This is a genomic window from Streptomyces sp. NPDC053673 (assembly GCF_055585225.1).
In genome coordinates this window covers 390,887-412,580 of record NZ_JBVJKN010000003.1, presented here as the reverse complement: position 1 = coordinate 412,580, position 21,694 = coordinate 390,887, and the positions used below count along the sequence as shown (strand labels likewise).

At 71.1% G+C, this 21,694-nt stretch carries 17 protein-coding genes and 1 pseudogene; 12 read left to right on the top strand and 6 right to left on the bottom strand.

Annotated features, from left to right (window positions below; genetic code table 11):
* Positions 1-22 precede the first annotated feature (22 nt).
* The gene (locus ACZ6ZQ_RS07555) at positions 23-2,002 is read left to right on the top strand and encodes an AfsR/SARP family transcriptional regulator (protein WP_469767625.1); all 1,980 of its coding nucleotides are present in this window, start codon (positions 23-25) and stop codon (positions 2,000-2,002) included.
* Positions 2,003-2,107: 105 nt separating this feature from the next.
* Positions 2,108-2,800: an NADPH-dependent F420 reductase gene (locus ACZ6ZQ_RS07550; RefSeq protein WP_469767624.1), complete on the top strand. Its 693-nt coding sequence runs from the start codon at positions 2,108-2,110 to the stop codon at positions 2,798-2,800.
* A 136-nt stretch (positions 2,801-2,936) separates the two neighbouring features.
* Here ACZ6ZQ_RS07550 and ACZ6ZQ_RS07545 read toward each other — a convergent pair whose 3' ends face one another.
* Positions 2,937-5,699, bottom strand: a complete 2,763-nt coding sequence (locus tag ACZ6ZQ_RS07545) for an ABC transporter substrate-binding protein (RefSeq protein ID WP_469767623.1) — start codon at positions 5,697-5,699, stop codon at positions 2,937-2,939.
* Between the two features lie 75 nt (positions 5,700-5,774).
* The gene (locus tag ACZ6ZQ_RS07540) at positions 5,775-6,332 is read right to left on the bottom strand and encodes an Lrp/AsnC family transcriptional regulator (protein WP_469767622.1); all 558 of its coding nucleotides are present in this window, start codon (positions 6,330-6,332) and stop codon (positions 5,775-5,777) included.
* Positions 6,333-6,493: 161 nt separating this feature from the next.
* Here ACZ6ZQ_RS07540 and ACZ6ZQ_RS07535 point away from each other — a divergent pair, with 161 nt between their 5' ends.
* From ACZ6ZQ_RS07535 to ACZ6ZQ_RS07510, 6 genes and pseudogenes are all read left to right on the top strand, one after another.
* On the top strand, positions 6,494-7,477 hold the full coding sequence (locus tag ACZ6ZQ_RS07535; protein ID WP_469767661.1) for a DMT family transporter: 984 nt from the start codon (positions 6,494-6,496) through the stop codon (positions 7,475-7,477).
* Positions 7,470-8,684, top strand: a complete 1,215-nt coding sequence (locus ACZ6ZQ_RS07530; protein WP_469767621.1) for an amino acid aminotransferase — start codon at positions 7,470-7,472, stop codon at positions 8,682-8,684. Before ACZ6ZQ_RS07535 ends, ACZ6ZQ_RS07530 begins: the two co-directional genes overlap by 8 nt.
* Positions 8,685-8,787: 103 nt before the next feature.
* Complete coding sequence (locus ACZ6ZQ_RS07525; protein ID WP_469767620.1) at positions 8,788-9,537, top strand: SDR family NAD(P)-dependent oxidoreductase; 750 nt, start codon at positions 8,788-8,790, stop codon at positions 9,535-9,537.
* Between the two features lie 170 nt (positions 9,538-9,707).
* Positions 9,708-10,280, top strand: a pseudogene (locus ACZ6ZQ_RS07520) (hypothetical protein); the annotation flags it as partial.
* Between the two features lie 61 nt (positions 10,281-10,341).
* A complete protein-coding gene (locus ACZ6ZQ_RS07515) occupies positions 10,342-11,064 on the top strand; it encodes an ATP-binding cassette domain-containing protein (protein WP_469767619.1) in 723 nt (240 codons plus the stop codon).
* 134 nt (positions 11,065-11,198) lie between these two features.
* Positions 11,199-11,861 carry a lysophospholipid acyltransferase family protein gene (locus ACZ6ZQ_RS07510; RefSeq protein ID WP_469767618.1) on the top strand — a complete coding sequence of 221 codons (663 nt, stop codon included), beginning with the start codon at positions 11,199-11,201 and terminating at the stop codon, positions 11,859-11,861.
* A 117-nt stretch (positions 11,862-11,978) separates the two neighbouring features.
* On the opposite strand, the gene ACZ6ZQ_RS07505 is transcribed toward ACZ6ZQ_RS07510, so the two are convergent.
* The gene (locus ACZ6ZQ_RS07505; RefSeq protein WP_469767617.1) at positions 11,979-12,365 is read right to left on the bottom strand and encodes a hypothetical protein; all 387 of its coding nucleotides are present in this window, start codon (positions 12,363-12,365) and stop codon (positions 11,979-11,981) included.
* Positions 12,366-12,566: 201 nt separating this feature from the next.
* Here ACZ6ZQ_RS07505 and ACZ6ZQ_RS07500 point away from each other — a divergent pair, with 201 nt between their 5' ends.
* On the top strand, positions 12,567-13,670 hold the full coding sequence (locus ACZ6ZQ_RS07500; RefSeq protein WP_469767616.1) for a hypothetical protein: 1,104 nt from the start codon (positions 12,567-12,569) through the stop codon (positions 13,668-13,670).
* Between the two features lie 68 nt (positions 13,671-13,738).
* Positions 13,739-15,145, top strand: coding sequence for an amidase (locus ACZ6ZQ_RS07495; RefSeq protein WP_469767615.1), 1,407 nt, complete (start codon positions 13,739-13,741; stop codon positions 15,143-15,145).
* A gap of 158 nt (positions 15,146-15,303) precedes the next feature.
* On the opposite strand, the gene ACZ6ZQ_RS07490 is transcribed toward ACZ6ZQ_RS07495, so the two are convergent.
* From ACZ6ZQ_RS07490 to ACZ6ZQ_RS07480, 3 genes are all read right to left on the bottom strand, one after another.
* The gene (locus tag ACZ6ZQ_RS07490; RefSeq protein WP_469767614.1) at positions 15,304-16,185 is read right to left on the bottom strand and encodes a S1 family peptidase; all 882 of its coding nucleotides are present in this window, start codon (positions 16,183-16,185) and stop codon (positions 15,304-15,306) included.
* A 301-nt stretch (positions 16,186-16,486) separates the two neighbouring features.
* Complete coding sequence (locus tag ACZ6ZQ_RS07485) at positions 16,487-17,446, bottom strand: DUF4331 family protein (protein ID WP_469767613.1); 960 nt, start codon at positions 17,444-17,446, stop codon at positions 16,487-16,489.
* Between the two features lie 396 nt (positions 17,447-17,842).
* Positions 17,843-19,183, bottom strand: coding sequence for a helix-turn-helix domain-containing protein (locus ACZ6ZQ_RS07480; protein ID WP_469767612.1), 1,341 nt, complete (start codon positions 19,181-19,183; stop codon positions 17,843-17,845).
* Between the two features lie 138 nt (positions 19,184-19,321).
* On the opposite strand from ACZ6ZQ_RS07480, the gene ACZ6ZQ_RS07475 reads away from it, so the two are divergent.
* Positions 19,322-20,704: a M64 family metallopeptidase gene (locus tag ACZ6ZQ_RS07475; RefSeq protein WP_469767611.1), complete on the top strand. Its 1,383-nt coding sequence runs from the start codon at positions 19,322-19,324 to the stop codon at positions 20,702-20,704.
* 232 nt (positions 20,705-20,936) lie between these two features.
* Entirely contained in the window at positions 20,937-21,647 is a 711-nt protein-coding gene (locus ACZ6ZQ_RS07470; protein ID WP_469767610.1) for an SUKH-4 family immunity protein, read from the top strand.
* Positions 21,648-21,694: the final 47 nt, after the last annotated feature.

Here is a 21,694-nt window from a genome sequence, read left to right as displayed (position 1 = left end):
CCTCGGAAAGGGTGGTCACAGGGTGCAGGTCGGGTTCGGGGTGCTTGGGCCGGTGACGGCCTCGGACGGCGCCGGGGGTGCGATCGCCTTGAAGGGGCCGCGGCACCGCGCAGTGCTGGCCCGGCTGATCGTCGCCCGCCGCCGCGTCGTCCCGGTCGCCCTCCTCGTCGAGGATCTGTGGGTGGCTCCGCCCCCGGGCGCGGTGGGCGCGGTGCGAACCTTCGTGGCCGCGTTGCGCCGCGCACTGGAACCGGAGCGTCCGCCACGTACTCCGGCCCGATTGCTGGTCACCGAGGGGCCGGGGTACGCACTGCGCGCGGAGCCGGACGCGGTGGACGCCTGGCGCTTCGAACAGGCGGTGGCCGCCGCCCAGACGGTGCCGCCCGAGGACGTGCTCGCGCGCCTGGAGGAAGCGCTGGGGTGGTGGCGCGGGCCCGCCTACGCCGAGTTCGCCGACGAGACCTGGGCCCGCGCAGAGCGCTCCCGCCTGGCGGAGCTGCGGCTGCACGCCGTCGAGCGTCGGGCCGAGGCCCGCCTTGCCCTGGGGCTTGCCGCCGAGGCGGTGCCCGATTTGGACGCGCACGTGGCCGAGCACCCCTGGCGCGAGGACGCCTGGCGTCTGCTCGCTCTCGCGCTGTACCGAACCGGCCGCCAGGGCGACGCGCTCGCGGTGCTGCGCCGGGCCCGCACACTCCTGGTCGAGCAGCTGGGGGTGGATCCGGGCCCGGGACTGCGCCGCCTGGAGGCGGACATCCTCGACCACGCGCACCACCTCGACCCCGGACTCGAGCCGAGCAGTCCGGCGGGTCGGGTGTGGGCGCAGGCAACCGCCGCCTACGACCGCACCGTGCCATCCGGTGCCCGGGCCCGGCTGGAGTCGACGGTGGGCCTGCTGCGCAATCTCGCGGTGACCGGGGGAGGCGGGCTTCAGGCGGCCGGCCGGCACCGAGTGGCCGCCATCGCGGCGGCACAGGAGCTGGACGACGGGGAACTGACGGCCCGCGTGATCGGCGCCTACGACGTCCCGGCGATCTGGACCCGCTCGGACGACCCGGAGCAGGCAGCACAGATCGTGGCGGCGGCCGAACACACCCTGACCGCCCTCCCGCCCGGCGAGCACGAGGCAGCCCGGGCCCGGCTGCTGGCCACGATCGCCCTGGAATCGCGCGGCACCCACACGGCACGCGGGCACCAGGCCGCCCGGCGGGCAGAGGCGATCGCCCGCCGCCTCGATGATCCCGCGCTGCTGGCGTTCGCCCTCAACGGCGTGTTCATGCAGACCTTCCACCGCGCAGGTCTGGCCCCGCGCCGGGACGCGATCGGCGCCGAGCTGGTCTCCCTGTCCGCCCGGCAGGGCCTGACCACGTTCGAGGTGCTCGGACACCTCATCCGCATCCAAGCCCGCAGCGCGCTCGCCGACTTCACCGGAGCCGACGGGCATGCGGCGGCCGCAGACCGCCTTGCCGAGCGCCACGAGCTGCCGCTGGTGGGCGTGTTCACCCGGTGGTACCGGGCGCTGCGGCTGGCCGCGACGGGGGAGGCACCGGCGGCCGAGGTGGAGGCGGCCTACCGGGATGCCGCCGCGCGGCTGGACGGCGCCGGCATGCCGGGGCTGGAGCGCGGCTTGCTGCCGCTCGCGCTGCTGTGCCTGCGGGTGCAGCGAGGACTGCCCGCGCAAGCCGACGAACGCACCGACTGGGGACCCTACGAGCCTTGGACCCACCCCTTGGTCCTGCTGGCCCAAGACCGCCGCGGTGAGGCCGCAGCGGCGCTGCGCAAGGTCCCTGACCCGCCTCGCGACCTGCTGTTCGAGGCCCTGTGGTGTCTCACTGCACGGGCAGCTGTCGCCGTCGGTGATCGGGAGACGATGGAGCGCGCCTACAGCGAGCTCACCCCTGCGGCGACCGAGCTGGCCGGGGCGGGCAGCGGCCTGCTCACCCTGGGCCCGGTCTCCCAGCACCTCGCCGACCTCGCCACCGTCCTTGGACAGGACGAGCCGTGATGGCCCGCCGGGCGCCGATGGCCCGGCGACTACGCCAAACGTGGCCGAAAGGCCCCAGGCGCAGGGACGGGGAATACGGCTGCCGTGTGTCCGGCTGTCATCAGCATGAGCACTCTTGGACTGATCGGTAGTGGACACATCGGCAGCACTCTCGCGAGGCTGGGCGTCGCCGCCGGGCTCGATGTGGTCCTTAGCAACTCACGTGGACCTGAGACCCTCGCCGACCTGGTGGCTGAGCTGGGCCCCCGCGCGCGGGCCGCGACACCCGCCGAGGCGGCGGCCGCCGGCGACTGGGTCGTGGTCACCGTCCCGTTGAAGAACTACCGCCAGGTGCCGGTGGCGCCGCTGGCGGGGAAGGTCGTTCTCGACACGAACAACTACTACCCCGAGCGTGACGGACAGATCGCCGAACTGGACGCGGAAGAGACCACCACCAGCGAACTCCTCCAGCGGCATCTGCCGGACGCCAAGGTCGTCAAGGCGTTCAACAACATCTTCTTCGCGCACCTGGCCGCGCTGGCTCGGCCCTCGGGCGCTGCCGACCGCTCGGCCCTGCCGATCGCCGGCGACGACCCCGAGGCGAAGGCCGCCGCCACCCGGCTGCTCGATCTCCTCGGATACGACGCCGTGGACGCGGGGCCCCTCGCCGACAGCTGGCGCTTCCAGCGCGATACGCCGGCCTATGTCGTCCCGTACGCGAAGAACCCGCAAGGTCTCGGCATCTCCATGGACGACCCGGGAGCGAGCGCGGACACCCCGACGCTGCGCACGGCCCTGGCCGCGGCCCAGCGCGGCTGACGAGCGACGGGGCTGGGACGAGCTGGGCCGAGTTCGAGTGCATCCTGCCCCTACCGCACTGTTGCGCTGTTCCTGGAGAGGGATACCAGCGGTTGGCGACTACGGTGCGGCCCCAGCGCTCCGGCAGCCGACGCCGTTACGGACACGGGTGCTCCTCGCCCTTGGGCCCCCACCTCTTGCGTTCATCGCCGCGTGCCACCGTGCCGCACAGCAGCTCGGTCGCCGGCTCGTCGCTGCTGCCCCGCAGCACCGCAAGCAGCTTGTCCTCCGTCAGCCGTCCCCCGCCCGCCGCGCCGTGCGCGTCGATACGGCCGGTGGCGCCGTCGAAGCCCCCGCCGCCCAGGCCCTGGTAGAGCACGCCTTGCAGCAGCCCGCGGCCGAGGCGGTCGTCATGCCCGCCGGTGGTGCGCCAGGCCTGGTCGATGCCTTCGGCGAGATAGCGCAACGCGTCCCAGGCGAGCGCGACATGACCGTCCTCGCGTATCGCCTTCGTCCTGGCGCTGTGGTCGCCGCCGTACGCACGGTCGTATGCGGCGAGGAAGGCCGCGGCCTCCGGGCTCCGTGCCGCCAGCGTGGGGGCGTAGCCGTGCGAGACGTAGAAGAGGGTGAGGCCCTTGAAGTCGTCCCAGGGGCGCTGCTCGTCCGTCAGCGTGTTGGTGACGTCGTCGCCGCCGAGCACGGTGATCCTCGGGCAGTCACCGGAGATGCGGGCGATCTCGGCCAGGAACAGCTGGAACTGGCTGGCACGCGCCGACCACACCACCGCCGTTCGCGGTTCCTCACTCACGGCACGGCAGACCTCGCGGGCCAGGTCCTCCACGGTCGGCACGGACCGCCCGCCGAGCGCACCCGGCACCGGTCCCGGTTCCGGCGCGTCGGTGGGGGTGTAGAGGAGCACGTCGGTGCGCCCCGGTCCGTACGAGGCACGGAAGGACGCGGCAAGGCTGTTGCTGTAGGCGTCGCTGGCGTCGGCAACAAGACTCACCCGGCGCGCCTTCTGCCCGCCGGCGGTCATCCCGGCGCGCGAAGCGAACGCTGCCATCAGCTCGGCGGCCCGCGCATCGGTGGCGGCCGTCTGGTAGTAGTGCTCGCCCTGGCGAAGGAGTTCATCGGCGGTGCCCGAGGTGCCGACCATCGGGATGCCGGCCTTGTCGAGGGTGCGTATCGCGTCGTACGTATTGCGGCGACTCTGCCCGAAACCGACGACGCCCACGATGGACGGATCGCTCGCGGCGAGCTCTGCGATCCGGTCGGCGACGGCGGGTGCGTCCTTGAAGCGGTCACCCGCGTTGGCGGCGAGCACCCGCAGCGGGACGCGCTCGCCGGAGCGCAGCGCCTGGGCGTTGATGTGCTGCTGTGCCAGCGCGATGCCGCGCAGCTCCGCCAACGTGCCCCCGCGCACCGGGTCTTCGGCGTTCTTGCCGCCGGTGAGCGGGCCGAAGTAGACAACGGTGCGACGACCGGGCCGCGGGTCGTCGTCGGGCCGGCCCGCGAGCTCCTTGTCGACCTCCTCGTTCTGTCGCTCGATCTGCTGGAGCACGGCTCGCACGGCCTGCTCACTGGGCTCCTTGCCGAAGCCGGCCGCGCCTTCGGACACGCCGACGCACTGCCCGTCGGTGCCGAGGAAAGCGGAGCCCTGGCAGGGGTCGTCCTTTTCGCGGTTCGCGATGTCCGGTACGAGGACGAGGCCGGCGGCGAGTGCGAGTGCGAGCGTTCCGACGCCGAGCACTCCGGCCACCTCGGCGCCGGGACCCCAGCGCGGCGACGGCGTCACCAGCGTGGGCCAGCGGCCGAGCCAGTACACCGCCGCCTGGTCGTCCTCGGGACCCTCGGCCACCGGCACGACGATGCCGGTCGGCTGACCCGGCGCCATCCCGCGCCGCTCGATGTTGATCAACTCGGCGCCGGCGTGGGCGAGGCCCGAGGCGTCGATGTCGGGGATGCGCGAGGCCAGCGAGCGTACGCCGCCCGCCACCGCGAACACCGAGGTACAGCGCAAGTCCTCCATGGCGGAGCGGAGTTCACGCAGGAACCGCTGGACGCGCGAGTCGGCGGGCCCCGCCTCGTCGAAGAGAAGCACGAAGCGGGAGGTGCGGCGTCGCCGCCAGGGGTTGAGGAGACGGGCCCGGCAGGCCTGGTCGAGGTCGGCGAGCAGGGCGTGCATGAGCACTCGGTCCATGCGCTCCGGCTCATTGGCCGGCTCGCCGTGTACGAGGTCGAGCGCGGAGCGGAAGAAGTCGGTGGGCGGGCTGCCGTGCTGACGGCGCACCCACTCGGCGTACCAGCTGCGGCTGCGGGCCCGCCCGAGCATGCGGCGGTTGGCGCGCCAGCCGTAGAAGGCGCGCGGCAGCCGCTGGAAGAGCGGGCCTGCGACGAAGTTCCACAGCAGCTCGAGCAGCGTGCCGCCGCTGGCCTGGTCGCGGCCGCCGAGCCACCACAGGGTCTGGGCGGTACGGGACCAGTTGCGGTGCTCCGCGTAGCAGTGGTTGCGCAGCTCGGCGTGGCGGCGCTCCATGAGTCCCTCGATGGCGGGCGCGGTGACGACGGAGCGCAGCAACCGGTAGCTGTGCAGCCGTAGTTCACCGGTGCCGGGTGGCATCGTCTCGGCCAGCTGAAGGGTCAGATGCTCGAAGAGCTCGAGCGGCGGCGGCTCCGTGCCGTCCGGGATCTGCGGGATGTACGCGTGCGGGGCGAGGACCTCGCTGCGGCCGCGCATCCTTGAGCGGAGCCCCGTGACGATCCGGCGTCCCGCATTGCCGCCGCCCGGCTCACTGAGCAGGACGACCGGCACTCTGCTGCGGCTGCGCCGCGGCTGTACCACCAGTTTGTCGAACGCGTCGATGAAGCGCTCGACGCCCGGATAGGCCGGGATACGGCTTTGTGGATCCCCTGCATTCATGGGCAAGCCCCCCTTGTTCCCCCTGAGAAGCAAGGTTTATTCCCATGGACTGCCGTACGCAAGCGTGGAGTTGGATCACATGGCAGGCACGATCTTCCCGGGGTCGTCCCCGCCATCGGACCGGCGGCCGGACCCCCGGCCCGTGTGCGGGGTGGCAGCGCCGGGTCGCGACGGGCTGCCGGGGCGCGGATAGACCTTGGACTGTTTGACGCTTCCGAACGCGAAGCTGGATTCGATCGACGTGATGCCGGGAATGGCGTGGATCTGCGTGCGCACCAGCGTCTCGTACGCCTCCAGGCTTTCGATGACGACTCTGAGCAGGTAGTCGCTGCTGCCCGCCATCAGATAGCAGTCCTGGATGTGCTCGATGAGGCCGACGTGCTGCTCGAACACATTGACGGCCTCGGCGGTGTGGCGTTCCAGGCGGACCCGTACGAACACGGTGATCGGGAGGCCGAAGGCGACTTGGTCCACCATGGCCGTGTAGCCGCTGATCAGGCCCGACTCCTCCAGGCGGCGTACCCGGCGCAGACAGGGCGAGGGGGAGAGCCGGACACGGTCGGCCAGGTCCTGGTTGGACAGCCGCCCGTCCGCCTGCAACTCGTGGATGATCTGGAGATCCACAGCGTCCATCGTCACTCCTTGGCAGATTCTGTCTCCAGGCTAGGTTTCGAGGGCAGAACTAGCAATCGGCTGCCCCGCTGATGGCTCTAACCTTGCTGGCAAGAGCCAGGGTCGGTAGTCAGCGCCGCCCGAGCAGGTCATTCGGGCGGGAGGAATCTTCGGTGGTCACGATGAAAGCGCCGGCGGCAGCGCCGCCCGCCGGGGTGGAGAGCTCCTCCCAGAGCGCCTCCACGGTGTTCCGTGCCGCCGGCATACGGCTCTCTCCGCAGACGGCGGGAATCCTGGCACTGGTGCTGACCGTGACGATCTGGGCCGCGTTCGCCCTGAGCGCCCGCGCTCTCAGTGCCTCCACCCTGCTGCCCGCCGACGTGGCCCTGCTGCGGTTCGGCGTGCCCCTCGTCGTCCTGGCGCCCGCCCTGTGGCGGCGCCGACGCCGGCTGGCCGCCGTGCGGCCGGGTCCCGCGGCCAAGATCGTCTGCGGTGCCGGGGTGCCGTTCTTCCTCGCGGCGATGTACGGCGGGTCGCTGACGTCGGCCGCATTCGTCGGTGCGATCGTCCCCGGGATGGTCCCGCTGTTCGTCTCGGCCCTCATGGTTGCGGGCGGGCGAGGTGCTCCGCGCGGAACGCAGAGGGCCGGGCTGGTGCTGATCGTGGCCGGCGTCGTCGCGCTGGTGTGGCGCTACACCGCCGCGCTGGACCAGGACGTGCTGCTTGGTTCGGGCACGCTGCTCGTCGCCAGCGGCCTGTGGGCCCTGTACACCGTGGGGCTGCGGGAAGTGGACCTCGACCCGGTCGGGTCCATCGGGCTGCTGTGCCTGCCGTCGTTCGCCGTCATCGCGATCCTGGCCCTGACCGATGTCCTGCCCACCGGTCTCGCCCGGGCGACCGGCGGCGACATCGCGCTGTTCCTCGTCGTGCAGGGCCTGGGTGTCGGCCTGTGTGCCGGTCTGCTGTACGCGTTCGCGATCCGCCGGCTGGGACCGGAGCGCAGCTCGGTCGTCGGCAGCCTCAGCCCCGTCGCGGTCGTCCTGCTCGCCATCCCCCTCCTGCACGAGTCGCCGACCCTGTCCGTCCTCGTCGGCGTCCCCCTCATCACCTCCGGCGTGGTCCTCGCCAACCGCCGCCCCCGACACAAGGTTCCCGCTGATGCTTGAGCTCCTCCCTTCCCCGCCCGTCGACCCGCTGTGGGACCTTGCCGCCGAGTACGCCGCCGACACGCGTCCCGAGCGCCTCGACCTCGTCCTCGGCGTCTACCGCGACCACACCGGGACCACCCCCGTCATGACAGCGGTCCGGAAGGCCGAGCTGCACCTGGCGGAACGTTCCGCCTCCAAGGAGTACCGCGGACTCTCGGGCAACACCGCCTTCAACCGCGCCATGCTGTCCATGGTCCTGGGGACCGAAGCCCTGACCGCACGCGCCACGGCCGTCCAGACCGTGGCAGGCACCGGAGCACTGCGGCTGCTGGCCGACCTGGTGCGCCAGACCCACCCGGGCACGACGGTGTGGATCAGTGACCCCGCCTACGTCAACCACCGGCCCATCCTGGAAGCCGCCGGTCTGAAGGTCCGGACATACGGCCGACTCGACACCGAAGGGCTCCCCGACACCACGGGCATGCTCGACGACCTGCGTGCCGCCGGAAGCAAAGACGTGGTCCTGCTCCAGGGCTGCTGCCACAACCCCACCGGAGTCGACCCGTCCTTCCAGACATGGGAGGCGCTGGCCGAGCTCGCCGCGACGAACGGCTGGGTTCCCTTCGTCGACCTGGCGTACCACGGGCTCGGTGACGGCCTGGAGGCCGACCTGAGGGCGACCCGGATGCTGGCCGACCGGCTCCCGGAGATGCTCATCGCCGTCAGCTGTTCCAAGAACTTCGGCCTCTACAACGACCGCACCGGCTGCGCAGTCGTCCTCGGATCGTCGCGGCAGGCGCTGCGGCACGTGGAAACGGCACTGCAGAACGCCGCACGGACGCTGTACTCGATGCCACCGGAGCACGGCGCCGCCGTCGTCACCACCATCCTCGAGGACGAGCAGCTGCGGGCCGCTTGGCAGGCCGAACTCGACGTCATGCGCAACCGGATCACGGCCAACCGGTCGGATCTGGTCGCACACCTCGGTGCGCTGGGCTGCGGCGTCCAGGCGGAGGCGCTCGCGCGGCAGAAGGGCATGTTCTCGATGCTGCCGCTCACGCCGGACGACATGCGTCGGCTGCGCCGGCAGTACGCCATCTACGGCACGGCCTCGGGGCGCATCAACATCGCCGGCGTATCGGCGCACCGGATCCCGTTCCTGGCACAGGGCATCGCCGCGGTCCTCGGCACCGTCGACACGGCTCGCGCCGTCCCGTTCGTCTGACGGCGCCCCGCGCCCCGCGCCCGCGCACACGCAGGTGAAGCGGCCGGTGCGATGAGGACGGGCGGCCGACCAGTCACCGGGGCCCGTGGCAGGATCCGCGGGCATGAGGATCGAACAGATCGAACCAGCGGATCGGCCCGTCGCCCTGGTCAGCGGGTCCACGTCGGGGATCGGGGAGGCCGTCGCACGGAGGCTGGCGGCGGACGGGATGCGGGTCGTCGTGCACTCTCGGCGCAGCGCGGAGGCCGGGGAGGCGCTGGCGGCGGAGCTCGGCGGGGCGTACGTGCGGGCGGATCTGGCGGTGGAGGAGGAAGCCCGGGGGCTGGTCGATGCGGCGCTCGACCGGTACGGGCGGCTGGACGTGCTGGTGAACAACGCGGGCATCAGCCGGCCGATCCCGCACGACGACCTGGCCGCGGCGACACCGGCGGACTGGCGGCAGCTGCTGGAGGTCAACCTGATCGCGCCATGGGTGCTGTGCACGGCGGCACTTCCGGCGCTGCGCCAGTCCCCCGCGGGCGGCAGCATCGTGAACGTCACCAGCCACGCCGGGGTGCGCCCCAAGGGCTCATCGGTGCCGTACGCGGCGAGCAAGGCCGCGCTGAATCACGTGACCCGGCTGCTCGCGGCCGCGCTCGGACCCGAGGTGCGGGTCAACGCGGTGGCGCCTGGGCTGGTGGACACGCCGATGACGAAGGACTGGGCACAGGCGCACGAGCTGTGGCGGGACCGCGCGCCCATGCGCCGCCCGGCCCAGCCCGCCGATGTGGCGGACCTGGTGGCCTCAGTGATCGCCAACACCTATCTCACCGGTGAGGTCATAGTGCTCGACGGCGGGCTGAATCTGACCTGAGACGCGATCCGCCGACAACGAGCCTGTCCGGTCGAACAGGGGTCCTGACCGGGTGATCGCGTTGCGGTCGGCGGATGAAGGCAAGGTGGTCATTCCCGGACGGCATTTCCGCAGGCCGCAAACCGGCCACCAAGATCGCGTGAGAATGTCCAGCCACGAGATTCCGCTACATGAGGGTGCACCGTGCGCTGTGGCGTACTGAGGCAGAACCTGCACCACCACAGAATGCTGCCGCGGGAGAATCTTGTGAGTGCATCGTTGGACTGGGAGCGCGAAGGCTCACCAGTCTCATCTGGATGGGGAAGGCCTTTGCTATTACTGTGGCCGCCTTCGCCGTAGTCGTTGTCCTGCTGGCGCGCTACACCCACTGGGGACAGAAATTCCGGCGGATCGCTTTTCCCTATTTCCGGCCCCGACGCAGCTGGATCAGCTGGCGACCGCTGCTCACCCTCGCCCTGATGCTGTGGCTGACGACCCTCACGGTGCGTCTCACCCTGCTGTTCACCTTTGTCAACAACGACTTCATCACGGCGCTGCAGAGGATGGACTCCAAGGCGTTCTGGTACGCCATCGCCATCGCCGGCGTGCTGATAACGATCGTCGTCGTCAGCACGCTGCTCACCTCTCTCATCGACGAGATGTTTGTCATCCATTGGCAGATGTGGCTCACCGATCACATGGTCGCCGACTGGCTGAAGGGACGCGCCTACCACCGGGTGCGGTTCGTGAAAGCGCCGGTCGACAACCCCGACCAGCGCATCCAGGAAGACATCACCTCGTTCGTCACAGAAACGCATTCGTTCGTTGCCGTCCCTGACAGCCGCGGACCTTCCCGACGCGCTGGAGATCGAGGACCTGACGGTACGCCGTCCCGACGGCCGGCCCCTGATCGAGGGACTGAGTCTGAGCCTGAACCCGGGGCAGGCATTGTTGATCAAGGGTGCCTCGGGCAGCGGCAAGACCACGTTGCTGCGCAGCTTGGCGAACCTGTGGCCGCACGCCGAGGGCACCGTATGGCGACCCACCGACGGCCGCACCCTGTTCCTGTCCCAGCGGCCGTACCTGCCCCTGGTCAGGCTGCGCACCGCGCTGGCCTATCCGCAGTCTGCGCACCGGATGGACGACGAGCGGGTGTGCCAGGTGTTGCACAGCGTGCACCTGGGCCACCTGGAGGATCGGCTCGACGACGAGATCGACTGGTCGCGCATCCTGTCTCCGGGCGAGCAGCAGCGCCTCGGGTTCGCCCGGATCCTCCTGAGCCGGCCATGTCTGGCCTTTCTCGACGAGGCGACGTCCGCCCTCGACGAGGGCATCGAGCACGCGCTCTACACCCTGACGCACGATGCACTGCCCGAGTGCATGCTGGTCAGCGTCGGTCATCGCAGCACGTTGAACGCGTTGCACACCCACCACCTGGAACTGCTCGGCGCGGGACCCTGGACCATGGAGGTGTCCCTCGACGCGGCGGCTGCTTCCCGGCGATCTGCCTCCGCCGGCGGCGGTGAGGCACTCGCAACGGACCGATAGCCGGCCCGACTCCTGCGCGTGCAAGGTTGTGATCCGGGTACGGCGCCGGGGTGGAGTTGAGTACGCCTGCTCACGCCCGCAGGCCGCTCGCCGCCGACGATGTAGCTCAACATCGTCGAGACCGGGAGACCAACATGCTCAGCTGTATCGCCGGTGTTCTGGTGCCCGCGGTGGGACGCCTCTCGGTGACCGCCGACGACGGTACCGAACTGGCGCCGGGCAGCATTCTCGCCGCGAACCACACCTCGCTCGCCGACCCCGCCATCGTGCTCGCCGCTCTGCACCGCCTCGGTGTCGAGCCGGTCGTCATGGCTGCCGCCGGCCTGTGGCGTGTCCCGCTCCTGGGGCACACGCTGGCCCGCGGAGGACACGTCCCGGTGTTCCGCAGGACCCGGCGGGCTGCGGACGCCCTCGACCTCGCCGCAGCGGCCCTGGAGAGGGGACGGCTGGTCCTCATCTACGCCGAGGGCGGCCTCCCGCGCCGCAAGGACGCCGCGGAGGCGGCCCCCAGTCCCTTCCGCAGTGGCCTGTCCCGGCTCGCCCTCCGCACCGGAGCTCCTGTCGTTCCTGTGGGGCAGGCCGGGGCACGCAGGGTCATCTCGGGGAATGCTGCCAAGCAGATCGCGGGCCTGGCCACCGCGCCACTGCGCCGCCCGAATCTGCACGTCCACGTGGGAGCTCCGCTCGAGTTGACCGGTGACGGTGCCATGCGGACTGCTCAGGCCCGCACGGCAGTGACGGCTGCGTGGCGGACAGCGGCTGCCCGCCTCGGCGAACCCGCCGCGTTCGCTGCGTAGTTCGCGTCGAGTCGGAGGAACGCCGGAGCCCGCGACGGCCCCGCACGGACGGTGACACGGAGGCCCGGGGGAGTGCCGTAGGACAGACCGCGGGCGCTCGCCCGGCTTTCGGCTCGGCTACATGAGTCCCGCTCTGCGCGGCGGTGCGAAGAGGTGGTAGGCGCGGTGCTCGCCGGCTGCTGTTGCCGTTCCCGGCCCTGTGCCCGACTGGGTCAGTCTGGCGAGGTGGGCCTGGTGCTCCGTGCACCGTGCGCAGGCCGGGTCCCAGTCCGGCAGGAGGTCCGGGTGGGCGGATGCGAGATGATGGGCGACGCGGATCTGTGAGCTCACGGCGCTGTCGAAAGGGTCCCAGTCCACTCCGCGTTGGCCGGTGAGCCAGCGTTCGTCGGTGACGGCCTGGATGTCCTTCATCGTCTCGTAGAGGCGGACACAGTCGGTGCAGGCGAACATCCAGGCCGGGGGGATCGGCCACTGGTCGGCGGGGCTGATGTCGTCGGCGCTCATGCCCGTCACCGTAGTGGCGGCGAGTGGTGCCGACAGCCGGATTCGCCGAAATTGTCCGCCCAGCAGGCGCGCTGCCGGGCCGCCCGGTGTGCCGAGGCGGCGCGGATCGAGAGCGTGCACGTCAAATGGGCCCGGGCGCACAGGCCGAGCCATGGCCAAAGTTGTTGCTCTGTGCGACTGTGGCCAGGGATGATCGCGGCCGTGACAATCATCTTCGCCGTCATCACCGGCGCAATCTTCGCCTGGCTGGGCGGCATCTTCCTGGCGCCTGCGCGCCGCAAGAGCTGGGTCCGCAATCGATTCGTGCCCGAGGAGTACGGACTCGTGCCCCGGGAGCAGTTGGACCCCCAGCGCGCAGGGCCGCCCGCGCCCCTCTATCGGCACAAGGAAATTCAGGCCGTCGCGGACGCGGCCTGGGAGGGCGACTGGCGGCCGGCGGCCGCGTATGTGGAGGCCGCCGGCGAGGACTGGGACGAGCGGTGGTCCCGGATGGAACTGCTGCAGCAGATCGCCGACGAAGCGGACGCCTGGCTGGACGACTGGCGCGCGGTTCAGCCGGAGAACTGCGACGCCGCCACCCTGCACGCCCAGATGCTCCTCCACCGCGCCTGGGCGATCCGCGGCACCGAGTACGCGCACAAGGTCCCGGCTGAGCGGATGAACCGATTCCGGGAGCTGCTCCCCGCCTCGATCACCGCTGCGAAGCAGGCCGCCGAACTCGATCCGCTGAACCCCGGTCCGTGGGTCGTCATGGTCACCGCCGCCCGTGGAGTGCAGTACTCCGGAGCCCAGTTCCGACCGCTGTGGGAAGGGCTCGTGGCGCGTGCCCCGTACCACTACGCCGGCCATTGGCAGGCCCTGCAGTACTGGTGCGCGAAGTGGTTCGGTTCCGACGAGCTGATGCTGGAGTTCGCCGAGCGTGCCGTACGGTACGCCCCGGCCGGAAGCCCGCTCGCCGGCATGCATCTGCACGCGCTGGACGAGCTCGAGAAGGGCTCCTCGGCCGTACCCTCCTCGAGCAAGGCCAGGGAACTGCTCGAAACCGTCGCCGACTCCCTGAATCAGGTGCCCGGCGAAGACGAACGCCTGCCCCGGCTGCGCCACAAGCTGGCCTACCACCTCGGCAAGGCCGGACTCCACGAGGCGGCACTGGAGCAGTTCCGCCGTATCGGCCCCTGGTGCGGCGCGGCGCCCTGGAACAACGAGGCGGACCCGGTTGCCGCGTTCGAACTGGCCCGGGGCATCGCAGCGAAGAAGTCCGAGAAGAAGTCCAAGGGGAACCGCCCGACGACGTCCAGGGAGTGAGGATGTGACGGGCGTCACCATGGCTTGCGCTACGTGGGCGACGGCGGCCGGATGTACGTTCCCCGTCAATGACTGAGGATCTTGTGTACGCAGGAGTTGCCGGGCAGGCCGCAGCCGTCCGTGCCGGTGAGGTATCAGCCCGTGAGCTCACCGAGTTGCTGCTCGCCCGCATCGAGGACCACGACGACACCCTCAACGCGTTCACCGTGGTCATGGCCGAAGAGGCGCTGGCCGAAGCCGCTCGGCGGGATGCCATACCACTGGACGATCGGGGTCCGCTGCACGGGGTGCCGGTCGCCGTCAAGGAGGAGAACGACGTCTCCGGTCACGTGACGACGTTCGGCACCGCCGCCAACACCCGGCCCGCGGCAGCGGACAGTGAGGTGGTACGCAGACTGCGTGCCGCGGGGGCGGTGGTCATCGGCAAGACGAACATGCCGGAGTTCGGCCTGTTTCCGTTCACCGAGTCGTCGGCGCACGGCGCCACGCGCAACCCGTGGTCGCTCGAGCACTCACCGGGTGGTTCCAGCGGTGGCTCCGCGGTGGCCGTCGCGGCCGGTCTCGTTCCGGCGGCCATCGGCGGAGACGGCGGCGGCTCGATCCGGATTCCGGCCGCCTGCTGCGGACTGTTCGGGCTGAAGCCCGCACGCGGCCGCGTCTCCACCTCCCCGCACCCGCACCTGTGGTGGGGGCTGGGCGTGATCGGTCCGCTGACGCGATCGGTGCTGGACTGCGCCCTCGTCCACGACGCGATCCGAGGTTCCACGGCCGGGGACATGTTCCGTGCCGCCGAGCCGGCCACCTCGTTCGCCGCGGCCGCCGCGAGCGGACCCGGGCGGCTGAGGATCGGCTGGTCCACCAAGCCGGTCGCCCGCGGAGTGCGGCCGGCGGCCGAGGTGGTTCGGGCCGTCACGGATACGGCGGCGCTGCTCGCAGAACTGGGCCATCACGTCGAGGAGATCGATCCTCGCTACCCGGACCCGACGGCGGCGTTCGTGCCGCAATGGTTCGCCGGGTTGCGCACCGAGGCCTTCGCGATGGACGACTACAAGCGGCTCGAGCGGCGGACCCGTGAGACGGTGCGCCTCGGCGCGTGGGCCCGGCCGGGAGTCACGCGCTGGGGCATCGCGCAGGGTGAGAAGGTCGCCGCCGAGGCGAACCGGGTCTTCGACCGGATCGACGTGCTGCTCACCCCGACGATCGCGAGCCTGCCGCCCAGGACGGGCCAGTTGAGCGGCACCGGCACGGTCCGGGCCGTGCTGCGGGCGATGCCGATGATCGCGTACTGCGCGCTGTGGAACGTCACCGGCAACCCCGCGGCCTCGGTCCCGGCCGGGTTCACCGACTCCGGCCTGCCTGTCGCCGTACAGCTGGTCGGGCGCCGGGACGACGAGACGACACTGCTGTCACTGGCCGCTCAACTCGAGACCGCTCGCCCCTGGGCCGGGGACACCCCGCCGAGATCCTCCTCGTAGCTGCTGGTGGGCGTTCGTCGCCTGGTCGCTCCGGCAGCAGGGCCGCAGGCAGTGGGACGCCCCGCACCGGATGCTCACCACCCGGCGTGGGACGCCCCGTGCCGTAGGAGCTCCTCAGTGCCTCACCTGAGGGCTCGTGCCCTCTTGCGTAACCGGCGTCAGTAGACGCTGACCTTGTACTTGCTCAGCGCCTCGGGGACGGGCTGGTAGAACGTCGTGCCGCCGGAGGAGCAGTTCCCGCTGCCGCCGGAGGTGATGCCGAGCGCCTTGCTGCCGTCGTAGAGCGGGCCGCCGGAGTCGCCGGGTTCGGCGCAGACGTTGGTCTGGATCATGCCGCGGACCGTGCCTCCGCCTCCGCTGTAGTGGACGGTGACGTTCAGCGCGGTGACGGTGCCGCTGTGTGTGCCGGTCGTGGAGCCGGTGCGCTTGACCGGCTCACCGACATAGGCGTTCGCCGCGCTGAAACCGCCCGGGTGGCTGAGCGAGGCGTTGTCGTAGCGGACGAGGGCGTAGTCGTTGCCCGGGAAGCTGGAGCCGATGGTCGGTCCGATGAGCGTGGTCAGACCGGAGTTGGTGTACCAGGTGTCGGCGACGTCGCCGCAATGGCCGGCCGTGAGGAAGTAGTACGTACTGCCGCTGACGACGTTGAAGCCGAGCGAACAGCGGTAGCCACCGCCGTAGATGGCATCGCCCGCGCCGAGGAGCGGCGTGAAGACACCAGGGGCCCGCTCCACCTGGATGGCGCCCGCATCCGCGCCCGCCGCCTTCTTGATCTTCGCGATCCCGGCGCTGGAGACGGTGCTGTCGGCGGTCACGACGACCCGTCCGGAAGCGCTGTCGACATGCCAGGCGGTGCCGCCGACCCCGGCCTTCTCCACTGCGTCGCTGACCCGGCCGAGTTGGGCTGCGCCGTACGTCTGGAGGGTGGCCGCGTTGGCGTTCGGCAGGGCGACGGCGGCGGCTGCCAGTCCGAACGCGGCGGCGAGCATCTGGATGCGTCTCGCGATGCCGCTGGGGGAGGTGGTGCGCTCGTTCCTCACAGATCTCCTCCTGGGGATGGGAGGGGCCCGGGGGGTGAGGGGCCCGTGAGGCGCAGCCGGGGACAGGATGGGTGACGTGTTCCCGACAAGCGCTGCGCTGGAGTATCGGGCAGCGGGGAGCCGGGCACAAGAGCGCGGGAGGTCGGCCCGTGGAGCATCGCGTGTGCCGCTCCGGACGCCGTCGCCACCACCGCGCCGCCCACCAGCACGGCGGTGGGGTCACCGTCCGGCCCGTGCCTCTGCCTCTGTCAGGACATCCCGTGCTGCAGGCAGCGGCAGGAGCAGAGGCAGAGCCCGGGGGCTACCCGAGGGGGTGCGGATGGCCCAGGTACGGGAACTCGGGCAGCAGGTCGGTGTGCGGGCCGATGTGGTCCTCGGTGATCTTGCCGCCCGTGACCATGGCGAGGCGGGCGTCGGTCACGTCGTCCGTGAGGGTGCGCCCGTTGGGGTACGCGATGGGCCGTTCGCGGTCGTAGTCGAGAATGTCGGGAAGCACGGTGCGCAGCGCCCGCTCGGCACCCGCCCTGTCGTAGCCGCCGGTGCGGGCGAGGACCGCGGACCACGGTTCGAGGTATGTCGCCCAGTCGTCGGCGGGTTCGCCCGCGTTGTAGGAGTCCTTGACCTCGTTGGCGTTGAAGTACGCGGTGAGGGAGGGGTGGGCGCCGCGATCGACCGAGAGCAGTTCGCCGTTCTCGCGCACGCTGACGCGAGCCCACACGCCGATGGGATCGTCGCCCAGGTCGGAGTCCGGCACCTCCAGGACGATGCCGAAGACGTTCTTGTCGGCGCCGAAGTCGTTGCCCGTCCATGTGAAGTCGTTGACGATGCCGTCGAGGTCCGCGAAGAACGGGTCGCTGCGCAGGCCGGCGGAGAAGCGGTGCTCGCCGGACACGACGGGCAACGGCTCGGGCCCGAACGCGACGGGGACCTCGGTGAAGAGAACCTCCCCGGCGGCCTCGTGATCGCGCGCCGCATCGCCGACGGCCCGGAGGACGGTCGCGGTCTGCTCACCGTCGAGTGGCTCGGAGAAGACGAAGCTGTACGCCACGTCGGCCCGGTGATCGCTGTCGGTGTCCACGTTGATCCGGTAGACCGCCTCCGGGTGGAAGGCGTCGCCCTGGCTGGGGGCGAACGGATTCACGTTCATGATGAGGACGGTGCGATGGCCGCCCGGGGCCGGGAAGACGAAGAGATCCGTCAGGTCGAGGCGCGCGTCCCCTTTCGGGGAACGGAGGTCGGGCCCGCTGAGATGGTGCGACATGTCTCTCCCGGGTGGTCGTGCGAAGGAATGCGGCAGCATCCCCAGTCGACCGCGTCCCGGCCCGGGGCGCGGCACGACAAGCCCACAGGCAGTAACCGGTTCACCCGTGGGAGACGGGGAACCGGTTCAACAAGGCGTGCCAGGCGCGTCGCCGCTCCGCGAGCAGGCGGTCGATGCTATGGCGACCGGCCGACCGTCCGGAGAGCCGTCACACGTTCGGCTCACGACTCGTACGGCCGCTCGAACGACCCGCCTCGCGTCGGAGGCCGCCCCGGTGAACCGGTTGGCGGGCCGGGGCAGGCCGTAGTGCTCACGCAGGGTGCGTCCGGTGTACTCGGCAGAGCGGAGGCCCGCCGCAGTCTCTGCCCGAAAGGTGTCGCCGTCGCCGGGCAGCTCTCAGCGGCGCGGCATCGACGGAGCCGCCGGGGCCGGTCCCAGGGTCGTCGTGCCGGGGGCTGCCCGGTGACCCAGTCCCGTGCGGTACGCGTCCAGCGCGGCCTCGGTGCGCCCGCTGCGCCGCAGCAGGTCGCCCAGCAGACGGCACAGGTCGGCGAGGTCGCCGCTGGCCCCGCTGCGCTCCAGCAGGGCCAGCGCCAGGACGTAGTGCTCCTCGGCGGCTTCGGTCTGCCCCCGCTCCTCGGCGATGAGCCCGAGCAGGCGGTGTGCGCCGCCCGCATGCACCGCCCCGTGCCGGTCGCCCAGCTCCAGGAGTGCCGAGAGCAGGCCGGCCGCCTCGTCGAGCCGCCCGAGCCGGCGCAGTACGTCGGCCAGCTCCACCTCCACCTGGGCGGTGTAGAGCACGGCGCGCTTGGCCGTCAGCATGTCCCGGGCGGTGCGCAACTCCTCCTCGGCGAGGGTGAGTTCGCCGTTCTGTGCGTGGACGTAGCCGCGCATCCAGTGACAGTGCGCGAGGTCGGTCCGCAGCCTCAGCTGCCGGTAGATCGCCTGGGCCTTGGCGAGCGAGGCGTCGGCGTCGGTCGTGCGCCCTTCGGCGAGGAACGTACGGGCCACCTGCCGATGCATGCCCGCCACCAGCGCCGGGTCGTTGACCTGGGGCGCCAGGGCCAGGGCGAGCTCGGCGGCGTGGGCGGCGCGGGCATGGGCGCCCATGTCGATGTACGGGCCGATGACGGCGGCGTACAGCAGCACCAGCGCCTCGGGGTCGGCCAGACCGCTGGCGCCGAGCTCGTCGATGGTGGACTCGAGGAGATAGCAGGCGTAGCGCAGCTCCCCGGCGAGGAGGTGGGCGATGGCGCGGCCCCGGATCGCGCGGGCCCGGCGGGGCAGCGGTTCACCGGCCAGGAGTTGTTGTGCCGCCTCGAAGTGCCGTCCCGCGTTGGTCAGTTCGCCCGTCTCCAGTGCGCATTCGCCGAGTCCGAGGAGCGCTTCGGCCTGCTCGGGAGCGAGGCCGAGGTGTTCCGCGTCCGTGAGGAGCCGGCGGTAGCGGACGGCGGCCTCGTCGGCGGAGCCGGTGGCGAGCTGCTGCTGGGCGTCGGTGAGGGCGAGCCGCAGCTCGGTGGCCAGATGGGCGGGGCGGCCGGTGGACAGCTCTTCAAAGGATGTGCCGAGCCGCTCCGCGAGGAAGCGCAGCGCGGTCTCGGAGGGCCGGACCTTGCCGGACTCCAGTGTCGAGATGTACGCGGGGGTGTAGGAAGGTTCGGCCAACTGTCGCTGTGTCAGCCCGCGTTCGTTGCGCAGGCGCTGCACCCGAAGGCCGATCTCGGCCGGTTCGTCCATGGGAACCCCCTGTTTCTTGAACTCCCCAGTATTCAGGGGCAGTAGGGATTGCGCACCTTCCGTGCCTCCACCTAGGTTAAGCAATCCGTTCAGCATGCTTATGCGTTCACTTAACTTGCTTGGCAGGGGGAGAATTCCATGCGTTCAGCTCGGCGCGGAGTCATGGCGGTGGCAGGCACGGCCGCTGCCCTCACAGTCGTACTGGCCGGCGCACCCGGCAGCGCGGCCGCCGGTCCCGTGGCACCCTCCGGACCGGCGGCCGCGGCCGAGGCGGGGGCCGCGGCCGGGGTCGAGGTCGAGATACCCGGGCCGGAGCACGGCGCAGCCGCCGGATCCGGCCACACGCACGTACCGCAGAAGGGCCGGGACCAGCCGTCCTCCCGGCTTTCGGCGGCAGAGGAGGCCGCTGACGGCGAGGTCACCAAACTGATCGACAACGGCTCCACCGACGACCGGCTGGACATCGTCGTCGTCGGGGACGGCTACACCACCGCCGAACTGGACCGGTTCCACACCGACGCCAGGGAGAAGTGGGCCGAGCTCGCGGCCGTCGAGCCGTACACGACGTACCAGAGCCTCTTCAACGTCTGGGCCGTCGACGCCGTCTCGAACCAGTCCGGCGTCTCGGGCGACCCCGGTCCGGACATCGTCCGGGACACGGCCCTGGGATCGTACTTCTGGTGCGACGACATCGAGCGGCTGCTGTGCATCGACCAGGACAAGGTCGACGCGTACGTGGCGAAGGCACCGGAGGCCGACCTGGTGCTCGTACTCGCCAACAGCGCCAAGTACGGCGGCGCGGGCTACAACGAGCCGAGTGCGACCCTCGGCTACGAAGGGATCTCGACCGCCTCGGCGGGCAACGAGAAGTCCGGCCAGGTCGCCATCCACGAGACCGGCCACTCGCTGGGCAAGCTCGCCGACGAGTACTACTACCCGGACTACCCGGGCTACGAGGAATACACGGGCCCCGAGCCCGCCGATTCCAACATCTCCGTACTGACGGCCGAGGACATGGCCGGGCAGCGGGCCAAGTGGCACCGCTGGCTGGGCGAGGAGTCCCCCGACGGCGGCACCGTCGGCACGTACGAGGGCGGGGGCTACTACGTGAAGGGGCTGTACCGGCCCACCGACAACTCCCTGATGCGTTCCCTCGGCAAGCCCTTCAACCTGCCCGGTGTCGAGTCGATGATCGCAGGCTTCCACCGCCATGCGAACCTCGTCACCGCGGTCACCCCCACGAGTCGCACCCTCCGCCTGGAAGACACCGCGAAAGTCGCCGTACCCCGGCTGACGGGCGCGGACGGGCGTCAGCTCAGGATCCGCTGGTATCTGGACGGCAAGGAGCTGAAGCCCTTCGCCGGCCGTACTCGGGTGCGGGTGTCGGACCTGCTTCTGCGGCTGCTCGACCTGCGCACGCACACGTTGTCGGTCACCGTCGAGGACCGTACGCCCTCAGTGCGGGACCCGAAGATCGCCGGGACGCTGAAGTCCACCGTCAGCTGGAGGGTCCGGCTCTGAGACGACGGCCTGCACAGCGGGTGAGACCATCACCCGGCTGCGCCACCGCGCGGTCGCCTGGTGGTGCTCAACGCCCAGGCAGAGGCGTACGACATGGCTTCGCGCCCGCCCGGTTGGACGGGTCGAGTTCTGGCAGGACCCGGCCCTGGCTCTTCCCCGCCCTGACCGAAGTCGGGGGCCGCTAAGGTCGTCAACACCACGGCGATCATCGTCAGAGGGGGAGATACGGGGCATGGGTACCGATTCGACAGCCGGGCGGCAACCTGTCGGAGCGGGCGCGGGAGCGGGCGGGATGTGCCGGACAGCGGCGGCGGCTCTGCCGGAGCGGCTGTCACATGGTCCGAGCCGGCGGTTCCTCAGCGAGCAGGGGCTGCCCGAGGCTGCCGCCGACCTCGACTTCGGCGTTCTGCGCAGCGGCCGGCTGGAGCCCCTCACCAAGGGAAAGGGCGGCGAGGCGGTCGCGGACGGGCGGCTGCTGGTCCTCGGTGAGACCGACTACTGCGGTACCCGTGTCGTGCTCGACGGCGTGACCGGCGAGGTGTACCTGGCCGATCGGTCCGGACGTACGCACCCCGAGCGGCCCGGAGAGATCCGCCGCGACCTGCTCGCGTCCGACCTGTCCGCCCTCTCGGGGCTGCTCGACGCGGCCGAGTCGGTGTCAGGGGCGGTGCCGCAGGACGGCGGATACGGCAACCGCCGGGGGCCCGCTGTCGTCGCCGAGGTGATCGAGGCCGCGGAGCGACGCATGCGCGCCGCCGACCCGCAGCTGTTCGCCGGCGACACCCACCACGAGACCTGGCGCGTGTACGACCCGCTCGCCCTGCTGCACTCGCGGGTCGAGGAGCTGGTGGAGGTCGTCGACCCGGAAGCGTTCCGGACCTCGAGCCACTCCTGGCGCATGCTCGCCGAGGACCCGTACACGGGCGGACTGCTCTCCCAGTAGCCCGGAAAGCGGCTGCATGCGGGGGCATGCAGAGGCATACGGCGGAG